Below are 23,876 nucleotides of genomic sequence, written 5' to 3' on the forward strand. Positions count from 1 at the left end.
ATCTATATGTTATCCTTTGACGAAGCTATTATTGATCAATTAACATTAAAACACGATGTATTTTACAGAAGGTATTCCGATGACATTATTGTTTTATGTAAGGAGAATCAAATAAAAATTGTAGAAGAGTTCATAAAAGAACAAATTGAGAAAATTGAACTAAAAGTATCCTTAGAAAAAATAGAAAAAACTCTTTTTAAAAGACATAACAATAGATTACAATCTTTTAGAATTACAACTGATGACTCCTTAAAAGAAAACGTTCCCTTAAATTATTTAGGTTTTGAATTCTACGGTTATCAAACTTTAATCAAATCTAAAAACCTTGCTAGTTTTTATAGAGAAATGAAGCAAACAGTAAAGCGTAAACATAAAAGAGTAGAAAGTATTAAAGAAAAATATCTTTTAGATGAAGCTCCCCTTTACAAAAGAAAACTATACAGATTATATACTTACAAAGGAGTTAAATCACGAAAATTGCCTTCAAAAAGGACAACATATATCGACGGTAAATCGGTTACTAAAGCATCCAAAAGGAAATTTAGAGGAAATTACTTGAGATATGCATATAAAGCATCTGAAGAATTAGAAGCTCCTGAAATAAAAAGGCAAGTAAGGAATCATTGGAAAATACTACAAAATACTCTCAAAAAATACGATTTTAGTAATGTTGACAATTAAACTAAACAGTGAAATACTTTTAATTTTAACTATTTTTACAAAAGTTTAATTTTCTACAAATGAACGAATACGTCATCTATTTAATTATCGGAATTATATGCCTTGCGATAGGATACTTTTTGGGTAACTACATACAAACGCTTAAAACTAAATCTAGCCAAAGCACTTTAGAAGAAAGAGAGAAGCAATTACAAAATAATTTATCTTCTATAGAGGCTAAGTTGATGGATGAAGTAGAACACCAAAGACATTTGCAGCAAGAAAAGACACAAATGAGTAATCAGATTGTTCGTTATCAATCGGATATAGAGAACTTACAAGAAAAAAATACGGTACAAAAGGAAGAGGTTGAAAAGCTTCAAGAAAAATTTACCAAAGAATTTGAAAACTTAGCAAACAAGATTTTAGAAGAAAAAAGCTTGAAGTTTACGGAACAAAATCAGAAAAACATAAAAAATATTCTTTCGCCTTTACAAGATAAAATTCAGTTGTTCGAGAAGAAAGTAGAGGATAGTCAAAAAGAAAATATTAGCATTCATTCTGCTTTAAAAGAACAACTTACAAACTTACAAAGTCAGAATTTAAAAATAACTCAAGAAGCAGAAAACCTTACTAAAGCCTTAAAAGGAGATAGTAAAATGCAAGGAAATTGGGGCGAATTGGTTTTGGAACGTGTTTTAGAGAAGTCTGGACTAGAAAAAGATAGAGAGTATTCCGTTCAACAAAGTTTTACTAGAGAAGACGGCTCTAGAGTATTGCCCGATGTTATCATTAATCTTCCCGATGGCAAAAAGATGGTGGTAGATTCTAAAGTCTCTTTAACCGACTATGAACGTTTTATTAATGCAGAAGAAGCCGATAAAGAAAGGTTTTTAAAAGACCATATAAACTCTATTAAAAGACACGTAGATCAACTATCCGCAAAAAAATACGAAGATTTGTATGCTATGGAAAGTCCTGACTTTGTTTTAATGTTTGTTCCTATTGAGCCTGCATTTGCAATTGCTGTAAACACGGACAACAAATTATACAACAAAGCTTTTGAGCAAAACATAGTAATTGTTACCCCTTCTACCCTACTAGCTACTTTACGTACCATTGATAGTATGTGGAATAATGAAAAGCAACAAAAAAATGCTATTGAAATTGCTAGGCAAGCCGGAGCATTATATGATAAATTTGAAGGTTTTACCAGCGATTTACTAAGGGTTGGCAAAAAGATAGACGAAGCCAAGGGAGAGTATAAAGGAGCTATGAATAAACTCGTAGAAGGCAGAGGGAACATTATTACCAGTATTGAAAAACTTAAGATAATGGGTGCAAAAGCCAAAAAATCTATCCCAGAACCTTTATTAAAAAGAGCAGAGGAAGCCGATTTTAAAGAAGATTAAATTAAGAATACGTAACTAGAAATTATATATAAATGAAAAAAATTATAAGCCTTATTATTGTTAGTATCGTTGCTGTCATGGCAGTCTATTATGCCTTTATTTACTTTGTACCATATAGCGAAGGAGTTCGCTCTGGAGAGTTAATAAAAATTAGCAGAAAAGGGGTATTAGCAAAGACTTGGGAAGGAGAAATTAGCCAAGGAATTTCTGGCGCACAAATTTTTTCTTTTTCTGTTTTAGATAAAGACAAAGAAGTAATTAGCAAACTAAAAGAATACCAAGGAAAGTATGTAAAATTGGTATACATAGAACGTTATGCTACTTTCTTTTGGCTAGGAGATACTAAATACTTCGCAACCGAAGTAGAATCTGAAAAATCGCCGCATTTTGGCAATTAAATACTACGAACATTCTTTATAAAAAATAAATGAAAAAATATAAGAGCGCTAGAGAGTCTAGAGTATCCATAACCGAGTTAATGCTCCCGGCCCACTCTAATTTTAGTGGTAAAGTGCACGGTGGACATATTTTAAACCTAATGGATCAAATAGCTTTCGCATGTGCTTCTAAACATTCGCAACACTATTGCGTAACCGCATCTGTAAATAAAGTAGATTTTTTAAATCCTATTGAAGTTGGCGAATTAGCAACCTTAAGAGCATCTGTAAACTATACAGGAAGAACCTCTATGGTCATTGGCGTTCGTGTAGAATCTGAAAACATTACTACAGGACTTAAAAAACATTGTAATTCTTCTTATTTTACGATGGTAGCGAAAGGCCCTAAAGGAGAAAATGTTACAATACCAGGCTTAATAATTGACTCTGAACAAGGAATACGTCGTTTTTCTAGAAGTTTAAAACGTAAAGAACAAGCCATAACAAGGAAAAGTGATTTTAAAGCTTCTCAATTTAAAATAGAAGAGCATTTAGAATTGTTAGATAATGAAAATGTGAAATTAAAAATGGATTAATGTAAAACTAAAAATGGAAGGAATATATAATTTTGGTTTAGTTAATTTACGAGTTATGGTTCGTAATTTTATTCTCAACGTTGCTGATAATGTTTTTTCCGTTTTTAGAGCAGTAAAACAAGAATTTATGCAAAAAAAGTACTTTTCTATGCCTCTTTAACTGTATTCTAATTAAGTCAAAAAACAGTCCCCAATTATGAAAAATTTATTTATTGTATTATTTCTATTATCTACCTACACAAAATGCTTAGGTCAAACTAAAGCAGAAACGTATCAATATTTGAACGAAAAAATAGATATGTATAAGCTTGATAATACCGAAACAAACTATAACTATTTACTTGAGGAAGTTGACATTAAGCAAAAAAAGTGATTAAGTTTATACAATTCTGTAGAACATTCAAGCTTTGCTCAACAGCCTATTATTTGGAGAATACAAATGAATATACTGGAATAACCGTCAAAGAAAATGCTGAAAGTAAATGGATTGAAATATTATTTAAAACAAATTCAATAGAGACCCAACAGATTAATATAAATACTGAAAAACATTTCAAAGTGGACTCGGCATCTCGGGTTAAAATTATTCTAGAAAAAGATACTCCGCAATCTGAAATGAATAAAATCAAAAAAGCGTTTGTTGATCTATTAAAAATGTATGCTGTTGAAAAAACTGAAAACTAAGGTTCTAAAATGAATAAAAAAGTAAATGAAGAACAAACTGAATTAACAGATAATTTGAAAAAATTACTCAATAAAATTGATTTTGCAGATACCTTTTCTACAACGAACCATAAAAACACTATTCAGGAAATTACAAATCTTATTTTCAACACAACTCCAGGTTGGATAAATTTATTATTTTCTCTGAGAAATAAAATTGTAGGCTTGTTTGGCTTAAAAACAGAAATTCCAGATGATTACAATGAAAAATATAGAGTTGGAGGATATGTGAAGTTCTTTAAAATATTCTCAATATCTGATTATGAAGTTATATTAGGAGCAGATGACTCGCATTTAAACTTTCGGGCAATAGTTCATAATGATAAATCTGATTCAAATAATATTAAAGTTATTACATTAGTGGAATACAATAATCTTAAGGGAAAAATTTATATGGGATTAATAAAACCATTTCATAGACTAATTGTCAAAAGAATGGCTCAAAACGCATTTAGAGAAAAATAAAGGCGGAATATTTATATTTAGCTAAAAACAAAAGTATTTTAACTACCCTACGTTTCTTATACAAACCAATATTGGACATTTAAACAATTAAGACCAAAGCTTGAATAATTTAAATATTTAACTGTCATGGCAAGAACCGAATACTGCGTTTATGTGATAGAACTTTCTAAAAAAATATATACCGAGAACAGAAAATTTAGAGAGGCCAACCCACAATTTAATGGGTCTCTTCAATGTCTTTATGTTGGAATGACCAGTAAAACACCCAAGGAACGTTTTGAACAGCACAAATCTGGTTATATAAACAAAAAAGGGCACAAAATTTCTGCTAACATTGTAGAAAAATATGGACTCTATTTACGAGGGAGTCTGTACCATCATATCCCTACAATGACCACTAGAGCTGCAGCCTTAAAAATGGAAGAAACTTTAGCTTTGGAGTTACGCCGAAAACGATACGCTGTTTGGTTTAATTAGCCGCTATTTTTCTTTTCGCTGCTCAAGCTTTTTAATCATATATTCCTAATGAAATCAATAAAATAAAAATCCGTTATTTCCATAAACCTTAAATATAAGGTAAGCCCTTCTCCTCTTTTCTCTAGAACCTCTACGTTAAAATAGCGTATTCTCCCTATACTTTCAAGTACAATAACCACGGGTACAATCTGTATTATTTACTAAAATATTAAATACTTATTTTACCTAATATTTTTTCTCTTCTATCGAAAAAAACACCCATTATTAATTACAATATTTCTATTTTCATAGAGTTAAGGTACTAACAAAAACCATTAACATGAAAAAAATTAGTACAGCACTGTATTTATTTTGTTCTTTATTTTTATTCCTTTCTTGTAGTTCTAAAGATTCTGAATACACAATTTTAAAACCTTCAACTATTAAACCCGATATTTTTATTCCTATAGGAATTACACATGACATGGCTGTTTTTAATAATGAAATATACTTTATGGAATTAGCTACTGAGTTTAGCGATGCAGGAGTACAGTCTAACCCTATTTATATTAAAAAACTAGAAAATAACGGAACTTTAAGTGTTATTAATGACTTTTTACCTTTTAGATCTTTTACATCTACCCAAAATGGAAGATTTACGATAACCTCCGATGGAAAACCAGTGAGCATTAGCAACCATAGTAATAAAGGGAATACTATTTATAGTATTAAAGAAAATGCAATGGAATTAAAGGAAACAGTTGCTACGAATACAATTCAGGATAATATTTCGGTTTTTAATGACATAACCTCTTTAAATGATGATTTTATTATCTATGATAAAACTTCTGCAACTCTTAGAGGATTTAATCTAGATATTCAAGAAACAGATTTTTTAGTCGGTAATCCTGATATGAAAGAAGTAAAAGATGGTGTTGGCACTAATGCAGGTTTTTCAAATGTTTCAAAAATTATTACCGCAGGTAATATACTCTATGCTGTAGACAACAAAAACTATCTAAGAGAAATTACAAATACAGATTCTGGTTTTAAAGTCAAAACTCTAATAGATATATCGGACAAAGGAAATATTACCGATATCGCCTACGACAGTAATTCTAAAGAAATTCTTATTTCAATCCAGGACTATGAATACAATTCTCAGCACAAGGCTGGACTATATTCTTACAATGTAATCAGTGACTCTCTTGTGTTATTATATTCTGGTGTTGTCTCTCTTGATGTTTCTGAATTAGATACTCCTTACAAAGAAACAAGTGGATTCGATTTTTGGGGAAAAATAAATCACATGCAAGTTATTGGAAATGATCTATACTTTGAACAATTAGATATTATAATCAAAATTTCAGATTTCAGAAGTTTCACTCAAAATTAATTATTCCCTTTTTTCTTAAAAAATTAAAGCCATAAAAAAAGTCATTAATAATAATAATGTCTTTTTTTTTATGGCTTTTCTTAACTTATTTACTCAAGTACATTTTTCTTCTAGAATAAAGATCATAAAACGCATCATCCTTTAAACTATCAATAAACAAGATACTTTCTCCTGTACTCTTCATTTCTGGTCCTAAGTTCTTATTTACGTTAGGGAATTTATCAAAAGAGAATACTGGTTGTTTTATAGCATAGCCTTCTAATTGAGGATTAAAATTAAAATCCTTCAGTTTCTTATCTCCTATCATCACCTTAGTTGCATAATTTACATAAGGCTCTTTATATGCTTTCGCTATAAATGGTACTGTTCTAGAGGCTCTTGGATTGGCTTCTATTATATAAACCGTATCATCCTTAATTGCAAACTGAATGTTTATAAGTCCTACCGTATTTAAAGCTAGTGCAATTTTCTTGGTATGGTCTTTTATTTGCTGCATTACAAACTCTCCTAAATTAAAAGGAGGTAACGTAGAGTTACTATCCCCAGAATGCACGCCACAAGGTTCTATGTGCTCCATTATCCCAATAATGTACACATCTTCCCCATCGCAAATAGCATCTGCCTCTGCTTCTATTGCACCGTCTAAATAATGATCTAATAGCAATTTATTCCCTGGAATAGATTTTAATAAATTAACAACGTGCTCTTCTAGCTCTTCTTTGTTAATTACAATTTTCATTCCTTGCCCACCTAATACATAAGAAGGTCTAATTAATAAAGGAAAATCTAATTTGTCTGCTAATGCCGAAGCTTCGTCTGCCGTTTCTGCAATTCCAAAATTCGGAAATGGTATTTTTAAATCGGTTAATAAATCAGAGAAACGCCCTCTATCTTCTGCTAAATCTAATGCATCAAAACTGGTTCCTATAATTTTTATACCGTATTTCTCTAGTTTCTCTGCCAACTTTAAAGCGGTTTGCCCACCTAACTGAACAATAACTCCTTCGGGCTTTTCATGTCGAATTATATCATAAATATGCTCCCAAAAAACAGGCTCAAAGTATAACTTATCTGCCGTATCAAAATCTGTAGAAACTGTTTCTGGATTACAATTAATCATAATAGTTTCATAACCACATTCTGCAGCTGCCAAAACACCATGAACGCAACAATAATCGAACTCTATCCCCTGTCCTATTCTATTAGGACCAGAACCAAGTACTACAATTTTTTTCTTATCGGTAACGATACTGTCATTTTCCACATAGCGCTTGCCTTCTGGTGTTTCTATCTCTGCTTCAAATGTAGAGTAATAATATGGCGTCTTAGCCTTAAATTCAGCCGCACAGGTATCTACAAGCTTGTATACCCTGTTAACATTCATTTCTACCCTCTTATTATATACTTCGCTTTCATAACAATCTAGCATGTGCGCTATTTGCCTGTCTGCAAAACCTTTTTGCTTAGCCTCTAGCATTAAGTCTTTAGTTAAAGATGCTATGGTGTACGTAGAAATCTCTTTCTCCAAAAAGTGTAGTTCTTCATATTGTTTTAAGAACCACATGTCTATTTTAGTAATCTCGTGAATTCTACTTAAAGGAATTCCTATCTGGATAGCATCATAAATAACAAATACACGATCCCAACTAGCTACTTTTAATTTACCGATTATTTGTTCGTAATCTGTGTATCCTTTACCATCTGCTCCTAATCCGTTTCTTTTAATTTCTAAAGATTGTGTTGCCTTATGCAAGGCTTCTTGAAAAGAACGGCCAATACCCATTACTTCTCCTACAGATTTCATTTGTAGACCTAAAGAACGATCAGACCCTTCAAACTTATCAAAGTTCCAACGTGGTATTTTTACAATTACATAATCTAAAGTAGGCTCAAATAAAGCCGAAGTAGATTTTGTAATTTGATTATCTAACTCATTTAAATTATATCCTATAGCTAATTTTGTTGCTATTTTAGCGATAGGATACCCCGTTGCTTTAGAAGCCAATGCCGAAGAACGAGATACTCTCGGGTTAATTTCTATGGCTATTATTTCTTCATGTTCATCGGGGCTAACAGCAAATTGCACATTACAACCGCCTGCAAAATCTCCGATACTACGCATCATATGTATAGCCATATCTCTCATTTTCTGATATGTTTTATCAGAAAGTGTCATAGCAGGTGCAACTGTAATAGAATCTCCGGTATGGATTCCCATAGGATCCATATTCTCAATAGCACAAATAATAACTACATTATCGTTTTTATCTCGTAGCAATTCTAACTCATACTCCTTCCAACCCATTAAGGCTTTATCTATCATTACTTCATGAATTGGCGATACTTCTAAACCAACACTAAGTAATTCATCAAAATCTTCTGGTTTATATACAATAGATGCTCCCGCACCTCCTAATGTATAAGACGCTCTAATCACCAAAGGAAAACCAAACTCCTGCGCTATTTCTTTTCCCTTTAAAAAAGAAGTTGCTGTAGCTTGTGGAGCCATACCAACTCCAATTTTAAGCATTAACTCCCGAAACTGCTCTCTATCCTCTGTTATATTAATAGCATCTATATCTACTCCTATAAGTTCTACATTAAAATCTTCCCAAATTCCTTTTTCATCAGCCTCAATACATAAATTCAAAGCCGTTTGCCCTCCCATTGTTGGTAAAACAGCATCAATATTTGGGTGTTTCTTTAAAATTTCTAAAATAGACTTCGTAGTCAGCGGCTTTAAATAAACATGATCTGCCATAGACGGATCTGTCATAATTGTTGCTGGATTACTATTAATCAAGATAGTTTCAATTCCATCTTCACGAAGTGAACGTAAGGATTGAGAACCAGCATAGTCAAATTCACAGGCCTGCCCTATAACTATTGGGCCAGAACCAATTAATAAAATGCATTTTAAATCTTCTCTTTTTGGCATGGTGCTACTTTATATGTATATCTAAAATTTGGTCAAAAAAAAGGTGCTACTCTTAAAAAAAGTAACACCTTAATATTTTTAAAATAATGAAATCATTATTTCTTATGTCTTGTTTCAGATGAAACCGTCAATTTTTTTCTTCCTTTAGCTCTTCTTCTAGCAAGAACTTTTCTTCCATTTACAGAAGCCATACGCTCTCTGAAACCATGTTTATTCTTTCTCTTACGCTTTGATGGCTGATATGTTCTTTTTTGTCCTGGCATTTTTTAATACTTTTTGTTATTTTCAAAATCACAGTTCTAACCGCAAAATCTGGGCGCAAATATACAAAGAGTTTTTGCTTTGACAAATCTAATTAAAAAAATATTTAGGATTGTTTTTATTACTTTTGCCAGAATGGTTTTTTTAAAAAAAAATTCACAATGAAATACTTTGCTCCCTTGCTCTTTTTATTACTATTTAACCATAGTATATTAGGGCAAAATAAATTAGAGTACAATCTTGAAAAAAATGCCGTTTTTACTATAAAACAAAATGCGCAGCAGATAATAACGCAAGAGTTAGATGGAGCTTCGCACGTTTTAACGAATGAAATTAATGGTGTTTTAGAATTTACGGTTATAGATAAAATCAAGGACAGCTATGAATTATCTATGGTTTTTAAAGATTTAAATTTAAAAATATCTTCTAGTATCCAAGGAGAACTAATGAATGTACAAGCCAAAGAAATTAAAGAAGGCGACATGCAATCTAAAATATTCAACAGTCTTTTAAATAACCCTGTAGAAATGATTTTATCCAAAACAGGAAATATTTTAGAAGTAAAAGGAGGAGATAGCCTAGTAACTAGAATGACAAAAGCATCTGGATTAGAAGATGATTTCTCTAAAAATATGATGAAAAAATCCTTAGAAAAAGAATTTGGATCCGATGCGCTTTCCCAAAGCTATGAGCAAATGACTTTTATATACCCTACAACTACTGTCAACGTAGGTGATTCTTGGAAAAATAAGTATGAAGGAAAACTTAGCACGGACAACACTTGGACCTTAAAAAAATTGGGTGAAAACAAAACCGTAATTACTGGAACTGCGAATGTGGCAATGAATATAACAGAACCGGCAACCACCATGAACCTAAACGGAACACAGAATACTCTTATTTTAGCAAATGCTAATACGGGTATTCTTATAAAAATGACTGTTGAAGGGGAAACAAAAGGAGTTTCCACGATGACACAAATGTCTGATCAAGAAATACCAACAACTATAAAATCTACAATAACCTACGAATTAATTCAATAAAAAATGTTCAACAAAAATCTTAAAATTGTAATTGCCGCATTAATAATAGCTTATGCTATTTATCAATTTATAGAAGGAAATATCGGGAACGGAATTTCCCTAATTTTACTTTCTTCTATTTTTATCTTTCTTTATTTTAGAAATGAAATTATCTTATTATCTTTTTTAAGAATGCGAAAGCAAGATTTAGCAGGAACCGAAAGATGGCTTTCTAAAATAAAAAAGCCTGAAGCAGCACTTACCGTAAAACAACAAGGCTACTTTAACTATTTACATGGAATAATAAATTCGCAAACCAACTTAACCAAAGCGGAGAAGTTCTTTAAGAAAGCTATAAAATTAGGTCTAACCATGGATTATGATTTGGCAATGGCTAAATTAAGTCTGGCAGGTATAGCAATGCAGAAGAGAAGAAAAAGAGAAGCTACAATGCTTTTAAGTGAAGCAAAAAAGCTAGACAAAAATGATATGCTAAAAGATCAGATAAAAATGATGCAACAGCAAATGAAAAAAATCTAAATACCCTCTTTTGCATAAAACAATAAAGGCTCCTAATCGGAGCCTTTATTGTTTTATAATTTTTCTACCTACTTGGTTTTATAATATCCTTTATTAGGAATCTCTAACACATATTTTTTACGAGAAGCATTGTTTAGGTGCGCCTCCCTCAACCAAGGGTTATGCCGTTTTAAAATTTTATAGTTAATTTCATACTTAGTCGCAAAGTTGGCAAAATTAGTAACTGGCTCTTGCAATTCTACTCTAAAAGTTGGTATAGCAGAATACATATCTTCTTTATTAATATCAAATCCATATTTATCTGGGTTAGATAATATTTCTTTAATAGCCATTATTCGGAATACATATCTACCCGTTTCTTGCCCTAACAATAAATCGTAATAGCTATCTACTTTCTGTTTACCTAAATACTTATTAATTGCCCCAGGGCCTGCATTATAAGCCGCTGCAGTGAGTGTCCAACTGCCATACTTCTTATACCATCTATTTAAATAATCGCAAGCTACTTGTGTAGATTTTTCTAAATGATACCTTTCATCCACATTTGTATTTATTTCCAAACCATACTCCTTACCCGTACCTTTCATAATCTGCCAAAAACCAGTTGCCCCAGCATGGGAAACCACATTAGTAAGTGCACTTTCTGCTACAGCTAAATATTTAAAATCGTCTGGAATTCCATTTTTCGCCAAAATAGGCTCTATTACAGGAAAATATTTATTTGCCCTTTTCATTAAAAGCAAAGCATTAGACTGCCAGTATGTATTTACTAAAAACTCGCGATCTACACGCTCCAAAATCTCAGGATCTTCTTGCGGAACAGACTCGCCTGCAAAATTTAAATCTTCGGGTATCTCAATAGTCTTAATTCTATATTGCGAAGAAACAGATGTTACCCCCTCATCCTCTATACTTTTTTTAGAGGTTTCCATCTTACTTTCATCCTGTACAGCAAAAATTAATGTGCTGATAACAAAAACTACTCCTAAAAGCATTAATACATTCTTTATAATCTTCATAATATCTAATCTAAATTTGTTACCCAAAGGTATTAATAGAACTTTCTTATTCCAAAATAATTGCAGGTAGCCGCTCATTAAACCACTTTGCCCTATGTATTATCATGGTATGCGTACCGTTTTTTACTGGAATACAACCTTTTATGTATTGCATAGGAAAAACCAGATCCTTTTCTCCATGAATATGTATTACCTTATTTGACTGCTCCTTAGGAGCCCAATTTACAATTTGGTCAATTGCCCAGTCTATGTATCGTTTATCTCTAACAGAAAGGTATTCTTCATAAAGAGCCACGCGCTTAGATGCCGTCTCCCCAAAAGCATATTTAGCCAATAAATCCACATTGTTTATCAAACCAGTCGGAAGCAATTTGTGTACTTTAGTATACTTTGCAAACAACATTCTTTTTGGTAACTCCTCTTTACTTTTAACACTAGATACTATAACAACCTTTTTACAAGGTAAATGCTTAGCCATTTCTTGCACAAGCATACCGCCAAAAGAAACACCCAATAACACAGGGTTAGCATGTTTCACTTTAGAGCACATTATAATAGCATATTCTTCTAGAGACATTTTTTTTTCAGGAACAAACCATTCCAACCAATGAATATCAAAGATATCCTTTGGCAAATTAATACTTTTAAATATGGTTGGATTAGCAGCCATTCCTGGCATTAAATAAACAGGAATTAATGATTTTTTCATATATTACGGAGTCCCCTCTAAACTAGGATATTAGCTTATTTTTCACTACTTTTGAGTCTTGCGTTATTTTTTCTCTTTAAAAAAAACAACACAATGTTTTGTAAATGTATTGAAAATTACACTTTGAGACCACTGTAATTTTCTGATTTAATATTAAAATCTAACTATATGAATGAAGTAGAAATTAATGACAACAGTTTTTTACGCCAGTTTGAAACTACAATTGAAGGACATTTAGCAAAAATTGAGTACTCTTCTCAAGAACGGAAAATATTTTTAACAAAATTAATTATTCCAGAAGAAGTTACTAAAGAAGATTTTAAAGAAGATTTCATTAAATCTGTTTTACACCTTATTCAAGAAAAAAACTTAAGAGTGGTTCCTACTAGTCCAGAAATAGCAGGTTTTTTAAGAAAAAATAGGCAATACAAAGAAATGCTTCCTGTTGGAATTAGAATCTAATTCTAATCTTTAAAAAATATGATCCCAATAGATAGTAATTCTATTGGGATTTTTTTATGCTATGGATTTTGTGGATTTAAAATCAAAACGAACCAAACCATCCACATCAATTTCTGTCAAAGTAACAGCATGTAGCGTATTTACCAATTCTGGATTCCAAGGGGCTTTTACTTTTACATAGTTTTCTGTAAAACCATGAATATAGCCTTCTTTATTCTCTCCCTCAAATAAGACTATAAGCTCTTCTCCAATTTGACCCTCATAAAAAGCCCTACGCTTCTTTACTGACAACCCCCTTAGCATTTTACTTCTTTTATGCCTTACTTCCTTAGAAACAACCCCAGGCATTATTGCGGCCTCTGTATTTTCTCTTTCAGAATATGTGAAAACATGAAGATATGATATGTCTAAATCTACCAAAAAATTATAGGTCTCTAAAAACAACTCCTCCGTTTCTCCTGGGAAACCAACGATAACATCTACCCCTACGCAAGCATTTGGCATTGTAGATTTTATTCTATGAATTCTATCTAGATACAAATTTGTCAAATACCTACGCTTCATAAGCTTTAACAAAACATCGCTCCCACTCTGTAAAGGAATATGAAAATGCGGCACAAAGGCATTGCTATTTGCTACAAAATCAATGGTTTCGTTTTTAAGAAGATTAGGCTCTATAGATGAAATTCGCAACCTATGAATACCTTCTACAGTATCTAAGGACTGTACTAAATCGAAAAAAGTATGCTCATGCTTTTTGTTGCCAAACTCCCCTTTTCCATAATCCCCTATATTAACACCAGTAAGGACAATCTCCTTTATACCCTGAGCAGATATTTCGGCAGCATTTTTTAACACATTAATCACAGAATCACTCCTTGATATACCTCTTGCTAAAGGAATAGTACAATAGGTACATTTATAATCGCAACCGTCTTGCACCTTTAAAAATGCCCTTGTTCGATCCCCTATCGCATAACTTCCCACATAAAAATCGGCATCTTCTATTTCACAAGAATGCACTTCTCCGTAGTCATTTTTAGTAAGATCGTTTACGTAATCCGTTATTTTAAATTTTTCCGTAGCACCCAAAACCAAATCTACACCATCTACAGCAACAAGCTCTTCTGGTTTTAATTGGGCATAACAACCAACTGCAGCAACAAAAGCAGTAGGATTTGCTTTTTGCGCTTGCTTCACTATAGTTTTAAATTTTTTATCTGCATTCTCTGTAACAGAACATGTATTTATAACATACATATCTGCTTTTTCCTTAAAATCAACTCGATCAAAACCTTCTTTCTCAAAATCCCTAGCAATAGTAGAGGTTTCCGAAAAATTTAATTTACAACCTAATGTATAGAATGCAACCTTCTTCTTCATGTATTAATATTTACGCCATTTTTTAGTAAGCTCATATACCGTTGTTAAAATATCCGCTTCCACATCATTAAATTCCACTCCTCTTCTTGCCATCATAACCTTAGCTACCTCAAAAGCCCTTTTAGGCTGATACGATGTAAAACCAGATGCTCCTCCCCAACTAAAACTCGGTATAAAATTTCTAGGAAATCCTGGAACGTAAATATTACAATTTACCCCAATAACCGTACCTGTATTAAACATAGTATTTATTGCTGTTTTACTATGATCCCCCATCATAAGACCACAAAACTGTAGCCCTGTTTGCTCAAAACTCTCTGATGCATAATTCCATAACCTCACTTTAGCGTAGTTATTCTTTAAATTAGAATTATTAGAGTCCGCACCTATATTACACCATTCTCCCAAAACTGCATTTCCCAAATAGCCTTCATGACCTTTACTAGAGTATCCAAATATTACAGAGTTACTAACTTCACCACAAACTTTTGAAAAAGGGCCTATAGTAGTAGCTCCGTAAATTTTTCCTCCCATTTTTATGGTCGCATTATTACAAAGAGCCAATGGCCCACGAACCAAGCTTCCTTCCCATATTTCTGCATTTTTCCCAATATAAATTGGCCCATCTGTAGCATTCAGTATACTATACTCTACCTGTGCACCTTCTTCTAGAAAAATGTTTTCTGGACAAATAAGATTATTCGTTTTAGATATTGGCTGACTTTCTCTTCCTTCTGTTAGGAAATTAAAATCTTCCAGAATTGCAGCTTCATTTTTAGAAAAGATATCCCAAGTATTCTCCACCCTTAATACTTCTTCTTTGAATTCTATTTGTTTATACGTTGACAAGTCTACCTCTTCTTGCGAATCCGTAGTAAAAAAAGCTACAACTTCTTCTCCATAGAAAACAGCTTCATTTTCTTTTAGTTCCTCCACAAGACCTACCAACTCTTTATTGGGTAAAAAAGAACTGTTTATCAAAACATTTTTGCCCATTTCTACCATCGGATATTTAACACTTAAATAGTCTTCCGTAATTGTAGTCGTGGTAGTTCCTAAATATTTTTCCCACTTTTCTCTAATGGTAAGGATTCCAATTCTAATATCTGCAACTGGCCTTGTAAAAGTAAAAGGCAGCAACGCATCTCTTACCGTACCATCAAAAAGAATATAATTCATAACTCTATTTTTTTGATAAATTTAAAAAATAAACGCCCTCGATAAAAACATTATCGAGGGCGCTAGTATATTATAAAAGTGAAATATGCTATTCCTCTTCTTTCTTTTCTGCTTTTGAAAATTTCTTGTACTTGTTCTTAAACTTATCAATACGACCAGCGGTATCTAACAACTTAGCTTTACCAGTATAGAAAGGGTGAGACGTTCTTGAAATTTCCAATTTAATTAAAGGATATTCAACGCCCTCTACTTCTAAAGTTTCTTTTGTATCTGCAGTAGACTTTGTTAAAAACACTTCTTCGTTAGACATGTCTTTGAACGCTACTAATCTATAATTTTCAGGGTGTATACCTTTTCTCATCACTTATAACTTTAAATACTTTTCTCTTAAAGAGCTGCAAATTTAGTTATTTTTCGGAAAACGACAATCTTAAAACTCAAAAAAATAAAAATAAATTATTGTACCTTTATTTGTAACAAAAAATAAAAGTAGACAACTAATATAAATAACAACCAAAAAAATAGAACAAAATGGAAGAAAACAAAATTAAAACTAGCTCTTTTGCCGTAACATATGGCCTTATACTAGGTGCCGTTAGCGTTGCCTTTGGCTTAATGCTATATTCTGTTGACCTACACTATAAAGGAGGCATGATGGTCGGTCTAGTGAGTATGGCTTTAACATTAATTGCTATTGTTTTTGGTATATATCAATTTAAAAAAGCAAACAATACCTATATGTCTTTTGCGCAAGGCTTAAAGGTTGGCGTCGGTATCGCTTTAATTGGTGGCATAGTGGGCATTATATTTAATTTATTAATGGCGAATGTTATTGATCCCGACCTGATGGAAAAAGCATTAGAGTTTCAAAAATCAGAACTTTTAACAAATACAAAATTAACTTCTGAGCAGGTTGATGCGCAATTAGAAATGGGGAAAAAATTCAGTACTCCAACTATGCAAGTGCTATTTGGACTATTATTTAGTATTGTAATAGGATTTGTTTTTTCATTAATTCCTGCATTAGCTATGAAAAAAGAAGAAATTCTGAACTAAGTTCGTATTTTTGGGTAGATTTTTAAAATAGCGAATGCAATTATCCATTATTATACCATTACTTAACGAAGAAGAATCGCTAAAAGAACTTCATGATTGGATTGTTACTGTTATGCAATCCAATCATTTTTTATATGAAATACTTTTTGTAGATGATGGTAGTACAGACAAGTCTTGGAACATTATAACAAACCTTTCCAACACTAATCCTAATGTTAAAGGAATACGTTTCTTTAAAAATTACGGTAAATCGCAGGCACTACACGCAGGGTTCAAAACAGCCAATGGAGAAGTTATTATTACCATGGATGCTGATTTACAAGACAGTCCGGAAGAAATACCCGGATTATACAACCTAATCCAAGATGAAGGATACGACCTTATTTCTGGTTGGAAGAAAAAAAGATACGATTCGGTAATCGCAAAAAATATACCTTCTAAATTATTCAATTGGGCTGCAAGAAGAACCTCTGGAGTAAAACTTCACGATTTTAATTGCGGATTAAAAGCCTATAAAAAAGACGTTGTAAAAAACGTTGAAGTTTCTGGAGAAATGCACCGTTACATTCCTGTTTTAGCTAAAAACGCAGGCTTTGGAAAAATTGGAGAAAAAATTGTAACACACCAAGCAAGAAAATACGGAAAAACTAAATTTGGAATGGAACGATTTATTAATGGTTTTTTAGACTTAATTACCATATGGTTCGTTTCTAAATTTGGAAAAAGACCTATGCATTTTTTTGGTGCATTGGGGGTTCTTATGTTTATCATTGGGTTTAGTTTTGCTATTTATTTAGGAATAGATAAGCTATTTATTAATCAAGAAGGAAGATTAATTACAGATAGACCACAATTTTTTATATCCTTGACCGCTATGATACTAGGCACACAACTATTTTTAGCTGGTTTTCTTGGCGAAATAATTGTACAGTCCAGAACAAATGAAGCTAGATACAATATATCTGAAAAAGTAAATCTTTAAAAAAACAATAAATAACATAAAATTTAGTTTTTGAAGTAAAATTCTTACAAAATTATGAAAGCATACCTAGACGCAGTAAAGACCTGGCAATCAGATTTTTTTGATGCTGAAACCAGAAAAGAAATAGAACAATTACAGAACACAAATACAGAAGAACTTAAAGACAGGTTTTACAAAAATTTAGAGTTCGGAACAGGTGGTATGCGCGGAATGATGGGTGTAGGCACCAACAGAATTAACAAATATACTCTAGGGAAAAATACCCAAGGATTATCTAATTACTTAAAAGAGGTATATAAGGGTGAGGAAATAAAAGTAGTTATTGCTTACGATTGTAGACATAACAGCGATACGCTTGCTAAAACAGTAGCCGAGGTTTTCTCCGCAAACGGTATTAAAGTTTTTCTTTTTTCAGAACTAAGAACCACTCCTGCTCTTTCTTTCGCCGTAAGAGATTTAAATTGCCACGTTGGTATTGTTTTAACCGCCTCTCATAATCCGCCAGAATATAATGGTTATAAGGTTTATTGGACAGATGGGGGACAAATTGTTCCGCCTCAGGACGCAGCAATTATTAATGAAATAAATAACTTAAAATTTGAAGATATTAAATTTGATGCTAATCCAAGTTTAATAGAATTAATAGATAAAGAAGCAGACGAAAGCTTTATTAGCACCTCTGTAGCCAATGGAAATTTTAATGCCAAAGGAAAAGACGATTTTAAAATCGTATTCACCTCATTACATGGAACTTCTATAACTGCAATCCCAGAAGTACTCAAAAGAGCTGGATACAAGAATGTTACCATAATTGAGGAACAAGCAAAACCAGATGGTAATTTCCCTACTGTAGTTTCTCCTAATCCAGAAGAGCCAGAAGCCCTTTCGATGGCAATTGCAAAAGCAGAAAAAATTGATGCAGATATGGTTGTTGGTACCGACCCAGATGGTGATCGTTTAGGTATTGCAGTACGTAATCTTGATGGTAAAATGGAAATCTTAAATGGCAACCAAACCATGGTTTTAATGACCAAATTTTTATTAGACCAGCGTAAAGCAAAAGGAATGAACGGGAACGAATTTATTGGTTCTACTATTGTTTCTACTCCAATGATGGGGAGCCTAGCAAAAGGCTACGGCGTGGAGTATAAAATTGGATTAACAGGGTTTAAATGGATTGCTAAAATGATAAAAGATTTCCCTAACCAAGATTTTGTTGGTGGTGGTGAAGAGAGTTTTGGCTTTATGGTTGGCGATTTTGTACGCGATAAAGATGCAGTTACCTCTACCCTCTTAGCTTGTGAAATTGCGGCAAACGCAAAAGCAAACGGAAGCTCTTTCTTTAAAGATTTAATAGACTGTTACGTAGACTTTGGTTTTTATAAAGAAAAATTAATCTCTTTAACTAAAAAAGGAATTTCTGGTGCAGAGGAAATCAAACAAATGATGGTTGATTTTAAAGAGAAGCCAATGGCTTCTATAGATGGCTCTAAAGTTGTAACTGTTGAGGATTACAATACAGCTACTTCTACCAATTTAGTTACCGGAGCGGTTACGCCTATAGACATCCCTACTTCTAATGTCTTAATATATATTACAGAAGATGGCACAAAAATGGCAGCAAGACCAAGTGGAACAGAACCTAAAATAAAATGTTACTTTAGTATTAATACTACTCTAGACAAAGCAGAAAACTTTAAAAAAGTAGATGCAGAATTAGAAGCTAAAATAAAACGTATAGTGAGTGAACTTAATTTAGGTTAATGGAGTATTTTAAGAAAATTCTTCGCTTTGCTAAGCCGTATAAGAGCTATGCAATATTAAATATCATTTCGAATATTTTTTATGCACTCTTTGCTACTTTATCAATGGTTTCTTTGTTTCCTATGTTATCTGTTATATTTAAACAAACAGAACCCATTTATAAGAGACCACTTTGGAAGGGATTATTTAATGCAAAGGAGTATGTTTTTGATTCTCTAAGCTATTTTGTAACGCAAAAAGCTGGTCAAGGAGAAAATGATGCTTTGGTTTTCATGGTTGCCCTAGTAATATCGATGTTTTTTCTTAAAAACCTATTCAACTACTTGGCCATGTATTTTATTACCTTTCTGAGAAATGGAGTCCTAAAAGATTTAAGAAATGAACTGTATACAAAAACTATAGATTTACCATTATCCTATTATTCTGAAAAAAGAAAAGGGGATACTATTGCGAGAATTACTTCCGATGTTTTAGAGATTCAACATTCTTTTCTTTCTATACTAGAGTTAATTGTAAGAGAGCCACTTACCATACTATTTACCATTATTGCAATGGTTTCTATTAGTGTAAAGCTTACTATTTTTGTGTTTATTTTTCTACCTATCTCCGGCTTTTTAATTTCATTATTAGGTAAATCCTTAAAAAGAAAATCGGACAAAGTACAAAAAGAACAAGGTGCCTTTTTATCTATTTTAGAAGAAACTTTAGGCGGATTACGAGTTATTAAAGCTTTTAATGCCGAGCAAAAATTTTCAAATACATTTCAAAACTCAACCAAACGTTTTTTTAATTTTTCGAATACATTATTGAACCGTCAAAATTTAGCTTCTCCGACCAGTGAATTTTTTGGTATTGCTGCAATTGGAGTAATTTTATGGTTTGGCGGACAAATGGTTTTAGTTGACAAAACACTAAAACCCGAATTATTTATTGCATACATGGGATTAGCATACAACATACTAACTCCTGCGAAAGCTATTAGTAAAGCATCTTATGGTGTTAAAAAAGGAAATGCAGCAGCAGAAAGAGTTTTAGAAATTTTAGAAACCAAAAATCCTATTGCCGAAATAAATAACGCTATCGAAAAACAAGAGTTCAACTCTTCTATTCAATTAGAAAATATTTCTTTTAAATATGAAGATGATTATGTTCTTAAAAACTTTAATCTTAAAGTAAATAAAGGAGAAACAGTAGCACTAGTTGGCCAATCTGGTAGCGGAAAAAGTACCATCGCTAATTTAGTTACCCGTTTTTACGATGTTAATCAAGGTGCAATCACTATTGACAACGAAAACATAAAAAACCTTACTAAAAAATCCTTAAGAGGCTTAATGGGCTTGGTTACCCAAGACTCTATTCTATTTAATGATACCGTTAAAAACAATATTGGATTAGGTAAAGAGAATGCTACAGAAGAAGAAATTATAGAAGCCGCTAAAATTGCTAATGCTCATGATTTTATCCTGGAGCTCCCTAATGGCTATGACACCAATATTGGCGATAGTGGAAACAAACTAAGTGGCGGACAAAAACAACGTTTATCCATTGCAAGAGCCGTTTTAAAGAATCCACCAATAATGATTCTAGATGAAGCTACCTCTGCTCTCGATACCGAAAGCGAAAGATTAGTGCAAGATGCGTTAGAAAAAATGATGCAAAACCGAACTTCTATTGTTATTGCACACCGACTTTCTACCATTCAAAAAGCAGATACCATTGTAGTTCTACAAAAAGGAGAAATTGTAGAGCAAGGAACCCATAAAGAACTTTTAGCTTCTAACGGAGTGTACAGAAAGTTGGTAGCCATGCAATCCTTAGGATAAATATCACTTTATAGTTGACCGCTAGCAGCAAGTAACACGATGTACCAAATAAGACTTAAAAATATATCCGATAATTATTTCCACAAAGCTTGGAAACTCTATGAGGATGCGTTCCCTTTAGAGGAACGAAGGTCTTTTAATGCACAGACTCATGTGATGAAGAAATCAAATTATCATTTTAATATCCTGATGGATGAAAATAAATTCATAGGTTTTCTCTTATGGTGGGATTTTGAAACACTTAAGTACATAGATCATTTTGCAACATCTACTGAGCAAAGAAACAAAGGGTTTGGGAAATTAATCCTCGAAAAATTTATGGAGAGTAGTGACAAAACAATTCTGTTAGAGGTTGAGTTACCAAATTCTACTATCAATGAGCGTAGAATAAAATTTTATCAAAGAACTGGGTTTAAACTTAACCAACATTATTATGAAATACCTCCTTTGATAGAGGACAAAAAACCCTTGCAATTACTATTAATGTCTTACCCCGAACTCCTTACAATAAAAGATGTTAAAGAATTTACAGACAAATGCCACCCTCTTATTTTCAAAGACTAATAATCCTGTCCGTAAGAATTTTACTAAAAAATTAAGAGCAAGATTCTAGTGATTTTTCTTTAATCAATAATTACATGTAAATAAATAATTTGCTTTAAGCAATTAAACCTTTTACTACCTTTATAGTCCTAGCATAGAACGTAAGCTAATACTATTGATAAAAGAACAAACATTAATAGATAATTTAAAGCAAACCGAAACTCAGGCAAAGGCTTTCGAGGTACTTGTTAACACCTATAAAGAAAGGCTATATTGGCATATTAGACGCATGGTATTAAACCATAATGATGCGGATGATGTGCTGCAGAACACCTTCATTAAAGTGTATAGAAATATTGGTAATTTTAAAGGAGAAAGTAAACTTTATTCATGGATGTATAGAATTGCTACCAATGAATCGCTTTCTTTTTTACAATTGAAATCTAAGAAAATGGGCATCGATAGTGTTGAATTACAAGAAACGCTATTAAATAATTTAGAGTCTGATGTATATTTTGAAGGCGATGAAATTCAATTAAAATTACAAAAAGCAATAGCTACCTTGCCAAAGAAACAAAAGCTTGTTTTTAATATGAGGTATTTTGATGAAATGAAATACCAAAAAATATCTGAAATTTTAGAAACTTCTGTTGGCGCATTAAAAGCTTCGTACCATCTAGCAACTAAAAAGCTCGAAGCTTATTTAAAAGAATAATTAAACCATTTAAAAAAATAGAAGTCTAATTAATAACATGAAAGCACCTAATAAAAATAGCGGATTTAAGATTCCAGAAAATTATCTGGAAAACTTTAACGATGCCTTGTTAGATAAAATTGCTTCCGAAGAAGAAAGCAAACTACCTAACAAAGAAGGTTTTTCAGTACCCGAAGATTATTTTAATACCCTTTACAAAAATATTACGGAGAAATTAGACAAAACACCAACAAAAGTAATCGCTTTAAAATTCTATAAAAAATACTATTATTCAGCAATAGCAGCAGCCCTTCTTTTATTCATTGGTTTAAACCTGAATAAAACAGAAACTTATAGCATGGACGATTTGGTAAATGCAGATATAGACGCCTATTTAGAGTATACCAATTTAGACCTTTCTACGTATGAAATTGCGGAAGTAATTCCTCTAGAGAATTTAGATCTAAACGATATGCTTAAGATAACCATTAATGAAGAAAACATATTGTATTATTTAGAAAGTGATATCGATGATTTTAACGAATTAAACTTAGACAGTAATGAATATTAAAAAAACAATATTTGTAGTTGTATGCTTAATTGGTTTTGCCAGTAACGCACAACACAAACCCAACCATGAAAAAATAAAAGCATTAAAAATTGCTTACTTAACAGAGAAATTAGATTTAACCAGTAAAGAAGCCCAAGAGTTTTGGCCCATTTATAATGCTCACGAAAAGAAGATTCATAAAATAAGACAACAGGAACGAAAAGATATCCATGAAAGTTTAGAAAGCATAGAACAACTATCTGAAAAAGAAATAAATAAACTTCTGGAACTAGATCTTTCTTTAGAAGAAAAAAAACATGGATTACATAAAAAATTCGTGTCGGATATCCGAAAAGTAATTTCTGCTAAAAAAACCTTTATCCTATTGCAATCGGAGAACGGGTTTAAAAGAAAACTTTTACGACAATACCACCAAAAAAACAAGTCAGGCAATAAATAAAACACATAAAAGGAGTCCATGGACTCCTTTTATGTGTTTTATTTAAAACTTAGTTTGGCTATTCTATTTTTCCCTGCTGCATAAGCAACAGTATCACTCACAAAACGTAACGTATAAAAAGACTCTTTCGAAAGCTTTTTCCAACTTTCTCCCATGTCATTAGAATATGAAATTCCAGTAAACCCTATAGAAACAATTTCCTTTCCTTGTGAGTTAGGTACAAATTGCACACAACTCTTAAATCCAGGTTCTTGTCCGCTGGCTACAATCTTCCATGTATTACCGCCATCTATTGTAATTGCTTTGTTATTAATATTATCATTTGGACTAGTGTAATCCCCTCCAAAAGCGATTCCTAACATATCATCATAAAAAGCTAACGAATAAATACCTTCTGTTGGTTTTT

The 23,876-nt window shown here is 32.1% G+C and carries 26 protein-coding genes and 2 pseudogenes; 20 read left to right on the forward strand and 8 right to left on the reverse strand.

All coding sequences use genetic code 11. The features are described from left to right. The 9 genes and pseudogenes from QZZ51_RS09995 to QZZ51_RS10035 form a co-directional block, all read left to right on the forward strand. A pseudogene (locus QZZ51_RS09995) lies at nucleotides 1–681 on the forward strand (RNA-directed DNA polymerase (Reverse transcriptase)); the annotation flags it as partial. Nucleotides 682–740: 59 nt separating this feature from the next. Further along, on the forward strand, nucleotides 741–2,072 hold the full coding sequence (rmuC, locus tag QZZ51_RS10000) for a DNA recombination protein RmuC (RefSeq protein ID WP_291869186.1): 1,332 nt from the start codon (nucleotides 741–743) through the stop codon (nucleotides 2,070–2,072). 32 nt (nucleotides 2,073–2,104) lie between these two features. Further along, nucleotides 2,105–2,470, forward strand: a complete 366-nt coding sequence (locus tag QZZ51_RS10005) for a 6-phosphogluconate dehydrogenase (protein WP_291869188.1) — start codon at nucleotides 2,105–2,107, stop codon at nucleotides 2,468–2,470. 29 nt (nucleotides 2,471–2,499) lie between these two features. Continuing rightward, the gene (locus QZZ51_RS10010; RefSeq protein ID WP_291869190.1) at nucleotides 2,500–3,045 is read left to right on the forward strand and encodes an acyl-CoA thioesterase; all 546 of its coding nucleotides are present in this window, start codon (nucleotides 2,500–2,502) and stop codon (nucleotides 3,043–3,045) included. Between the two features lie 13 nt (nucleotides 3,046–3,058). Then, nucleotides 3,059–3,205, forward strand: a complete 147-nt coding sequence (locus tag QZZ51_RS10015; RefSeq protein ID WP_291869192.1) for a hypothetical protein — start codon at nucleotides 3,059–3,061, stop codon at nucleotides 3,203–3,205. Between the two features lie 266 nt (nucleotides 3,206–3,471). Further along, entirely contained in the window at nucleotides 3,472–3,729 is a 258-nt protein-coding gene (locus tag QZZ51_RS10020) for a hypothetical protein (RefSeq protein ID WP_291869193.1), read from the forward strand. Between the two features lie 9 nt (nucleotides 3,730–3,738). Continuing rightward, nucleotides 3,739–4,233, forward strand: coding sequence for a DUF2867 domain-containing protein (locus tag QZZ51_RS10025; RefSeq protein WP_291869194.1), 495 nt, complete (start codon nucleotides 3,739–3,741; stop codon nucleotides 4,231–4,233). Between the two features lie 126 nt (nucleotides 4,234–4,359). Continuing rightward, nucleotides 4,360–4,710, forward strand: a complete 351-nt coding sequence (locus QZZ51_RS10030; RefSeq protein WP_291869195.1) for a ribose-5-phosphate isomerase — start codon at nucleotides 4,360–4,362, stop codon at nucleotides 4,708–4,710. A 319-nt stretch (nucleotides 4,711–5,029) separates the two neighbouring features. After that, the gene (locus QZZ51_RS10035; RefSeq protein WP_291869196.1) at nucleotides 5,030–6,085 is read left to right on the forward strand and encodes a hypothetical protein; all 1,056 of its coding nucleotides are present in this window, start codon (nucleotides 5,030–5,032) and stop codon (nucleotides 6,083–6,085) included. Between the two features lie 85 nt (nucleotides 6,086–6,170). Here QZZ51_RS10035 and carB read toward each other — a convergent pair whose 3' ends face one another. Together carB and rpmH are read right to left on the reverse strand one after the other, a co-directional pair. Next, a complete protein-coding gene (carB, locus tag QZZ51_RS10040; RefSeq protein ID WP_291869198.1) occupies nucleotides 6,171–9,023 on the reverse strand; it encodes a carbamoyl-phosphate synthase large subunit in 2,853 nt (950 codons plus the stop codon). Nucleotides 9,024–9,118: 95 nt separating this feature from the next. Then, nucleotides 9,119–9,286: a 50S ribosomal protein L34 gene (rpmH, locus tag QZZ51_RS10045; RefSeq protein WP_027067351.1), complete on the reverse strand. Its 168-nt coding sequence runs from the start codon at nucleotides 9,284–9,286 to the stop codon at nucleotides 9,119–9,121. A gap of 159 nt (nucleotides 9,287–9,445) precedes the next feature. Here rpmH and QZZ51_RS10050 point away from each other — a divergent pair, with 159 nt between their 5' ends. Together QZZ51_RS10050 and QZZ51_RS10055 are read left to right on the forward strand one after the other, a co-directional pair. Continuing rightward, nucleotides 9,446–10,327 carry a DUF6263 family protein gene (locus QZZ51_RS10050; RefSeq protein ID WP_291869200.1) on the forward strand — a complete coding sequence of 294 codons (882 nt, stop codon included), beginning with the start codon at nucleotides 9,446–9,448 and terminating at the stop codon, nucleotides 10,325–10,327. Nucleotides 10,328–10,330: 3 nt separating this feature from the next. Beyond that, nucleotides 10,331–10,846 (forward strand): DUF2892 domain-containing protein, encoded by a 516-nt coding sequence (locus tag QZZ51_RS10055; protein WP_291869202.1) that lies wholly within the window; start codon nucleotides 10,331–10,333, stop codon nucleotides 10,844–10,846. A 68-nt stretch (nucleotides 10,847–10,914) separates the two neighbouring features. On the opposite strand, the gene QZZ51_RS10060 is transcribed toward QZZ51_RS10055, so the two are convergent. Together QZZ51_RS10060 and QZZ51_RS10065 are read right to left on the reverse strand one after the other, a co-directional pair. Next, nucleotides 10,915–11,865, reverse strand: coding sequence for a lytic transglycosylase domain-containing protein (locus QZZ51_RS10060; RefSeq protein WP_291869204.1), 951 nt, complete (start codon nucleotides 11,863–11,865; stop codon nucleotides 10,915–10,917). 46 nt (nucleotides 11,866–11,911) lie between these two features. Next, nucleotides 11,912–12,574 (reverse strand): alpha/beta hydrolase, encoded by a 663-nt coding sequence (locus QZZ51_RS10065; protein WP_291869205.1) that lies wholly within the window; start codon nucleotides 12,572–12,574, stop codon nucleotides 11,912–11,914. A gap of 168 nt (nucleotides 12,575–12,742) precedes the next feature. Here QZZ51_RS10065 and QZZ51_RS10070 point away from each other — a divergent pair, with 168 nt between their 5' ends. Continuing rightward, nucleotides 12,743–13,036 (forward strand): N-acetyltransferase, encoded by a 294-nt coding sequence (locus QZZ51_RS10070; RefSeq protein ID WP_291869207.1) that lies wholly within the window; start codon nucleotides 12,743–12,745, stop codon nucleotides 13,034–13,036. A gap of 54 nt (nucleotides 13,037–13,090) precedes the next feature. Here QZZ51_RS10070 and mtaB read toward each other — a convergent pair whose 3' ends face one another. The 3 genes from mtaB to QZZ51_RS10085 all read right to left on the reverse strand — a co-directional run bounded on the left by mtaB (nucleotide 13,091) and on the right by QZZ51_RS10085 (nucleotide 15,959). Next, nucleotides 13,091–14,419, reverse strand: a complete 1,329-nt coding sequence (mtaB, locus tag QZZ51_RS10075; RefSeq protein WP_291869209.1) for a tRNA (N(6)-L-threonylcarbamoyladenosine(37)-C(2))-methylthiotransferase MtaB — start codon at nucleotides 14,417–14,419, stop codon at nucleotides 13,091–13,093. A gap of 3 nt (nucleotides 14,420–14,422) precedes the next feature. Further along, nucleotides 14,423–15,598, reverse strand: coding sequence for a GlmU family protein (locus QZZ51_RS10080; RefSeq protein ID WP_291869211.1), 1,176 nt, complete (start codon nucleotides 15,596–15,598; stop codon nucleotides 14,423–14,425). An 88-nt stretch (nucleotides 15,599–15,686) separates the two neighbouring features. Then, entirely contained in the window at nucleotides 15,687–15,959 is a 273-nt protein-coding gene (locus QZZ51_RS10085; RefSeq protein ID WP_291869213.1) for a type B 50S ribosomal protein L31, read from the reverse strand. A gap of 170 nt (nucleotides 15,960–16,129) precedes the next feature. On the opposite strand from QZZ51_RS10085, the gene QZZ51_RS10090 reads away from it, so the two are divergent. The 8 genes from QZZ51_RS10090 to QZZ51_RS10125 all read left to right on the forward strand — a co-directional run bounded on the left by QZZ51_RS10090 (nucleotide 16,130) and on the right by QZZ51_RS10125 (nucleotide 23,470). Continuing rightward, nucleotides 16,130–16,654, forward strand: coding sequence for a DUF4199 domain-containing protein (locus tag QZZ51_RS10090; protein WP_291869215.1), 525 nt, complete (start codon nucleotides 16,130–16,132; stop codon nucleotides 16,652–16,654). Nucleotides 16,655–16,688: 34 nt separating this feature from the next. Then, nucleotides 16,689–17,636, forward strand: coding sequence for a glycosyltransferase family 2 protein (locus QZZ51_RS10095; protein WP_291869217.1), 948 nt, complete (start codon nucleotides 16,689–16,691; stop codon nucleotides 17,634–17,636). 54 nt (nucleotides 17,637–17,690) lie between these two features. Next, nucleotides 17,691–19,400 carry a phospho-sugar mutase gene (locus tag QZZ51_RS10100; RefSeq protein WP_291869219.1) on the forward strand — a complete coding sequence of 570 codons (1,710 nt, stop codon included), beginning with the start codon at nucleotides 17,691–17,693 and terminating at the stop codon, nucleotides 19,398–19,400. Further along, nucleotides 19,400–21,223, forward strand: a complete 1,824-nt coding sequence (locus tag QZZ51_RS10105; RefSeq protein WP_291869221.1) for an ABC transporter ATP-binding protein — start codon at nucleotides 19,400–19,402, stop codon at nucleotides 21,221–21,223. Before QZZ51_RS10100 ends, QZZ51_RS10105 begins: the two co-directional genes overlap by 1 nt. Before the next feature lie 39 nt (nucleotides 21,224–21,262). Continuing rightward, nucleotides 21,263–21,787: a GNAT family N-acetyltransferase gene (locus QZZ51_RS10110; protein ID WP_291869223.1), complete on the forward strand. Its 525-nt coding sequence runs from the start codon at nucleotides 21,263–21,265 to the stop codon at nucleotides 21,785–21,787. 154 nt (nucleotides 21,788–21,941) lie between these two features. Beyond that, the gene (locus tag QZZ51_RS10115) at nucleotides 21,942–22,481 is read left to right on the forward strand and encodes an RNA polymerase sigma factor (protein WP_291869225.1); all 540 of its coding nucleotides are present in this window, start codon (nucleotides 21,942–21,944) and stop codon (nucleotides 22,479–22,481) included. Between the two features lie 37 nt (nucleotides 22,482–22,518). Further along, entirely contained in the window at nucleotides 22,519–23,031 is a 513-nt protein-coding gene (locus QZZ51_RS10120; RefSeq protein WP_291869227.1) for a hypothetical protein, read from the forward strand. Next, nucleotides 23,021–23,470: a hypothetical protein gene (locus tag QZZ51_RS10125; RefSeq protein WP_291869229.1), complete on the forward strand. Its 450-nt coding sequence runs from the start codon at nucleotides 23,021–23,023 to the stop codon at nucleotides 23,468–23,470. Before QZZ51_RS10120 ends, QZZ51_RS10125 begins: the two co-directional genes overlap by 11 nt. 38 nt (nucleotides 23,471–23,508) lie before the next feature. Here the strand turns inward: QZZ51_RS10125 and QZZ51_RS10130 are convergent. After that, nucleotides 23,509–23,876 (reverse strand): annotated as a pseudogene (locus QZZ51_RS10130) (sialidase family protein); the annotation flags it as partial.

The sequence above is a fragment of the Maribacter sp. genome (assembly GCF_016744255.1).
Taxonomy (GTDB): domain Bacteria; phylum Bacteroidota; class Bacteroidia; order Flavobacteriales; family Flavobacteriaceae; genus Maribacter_B.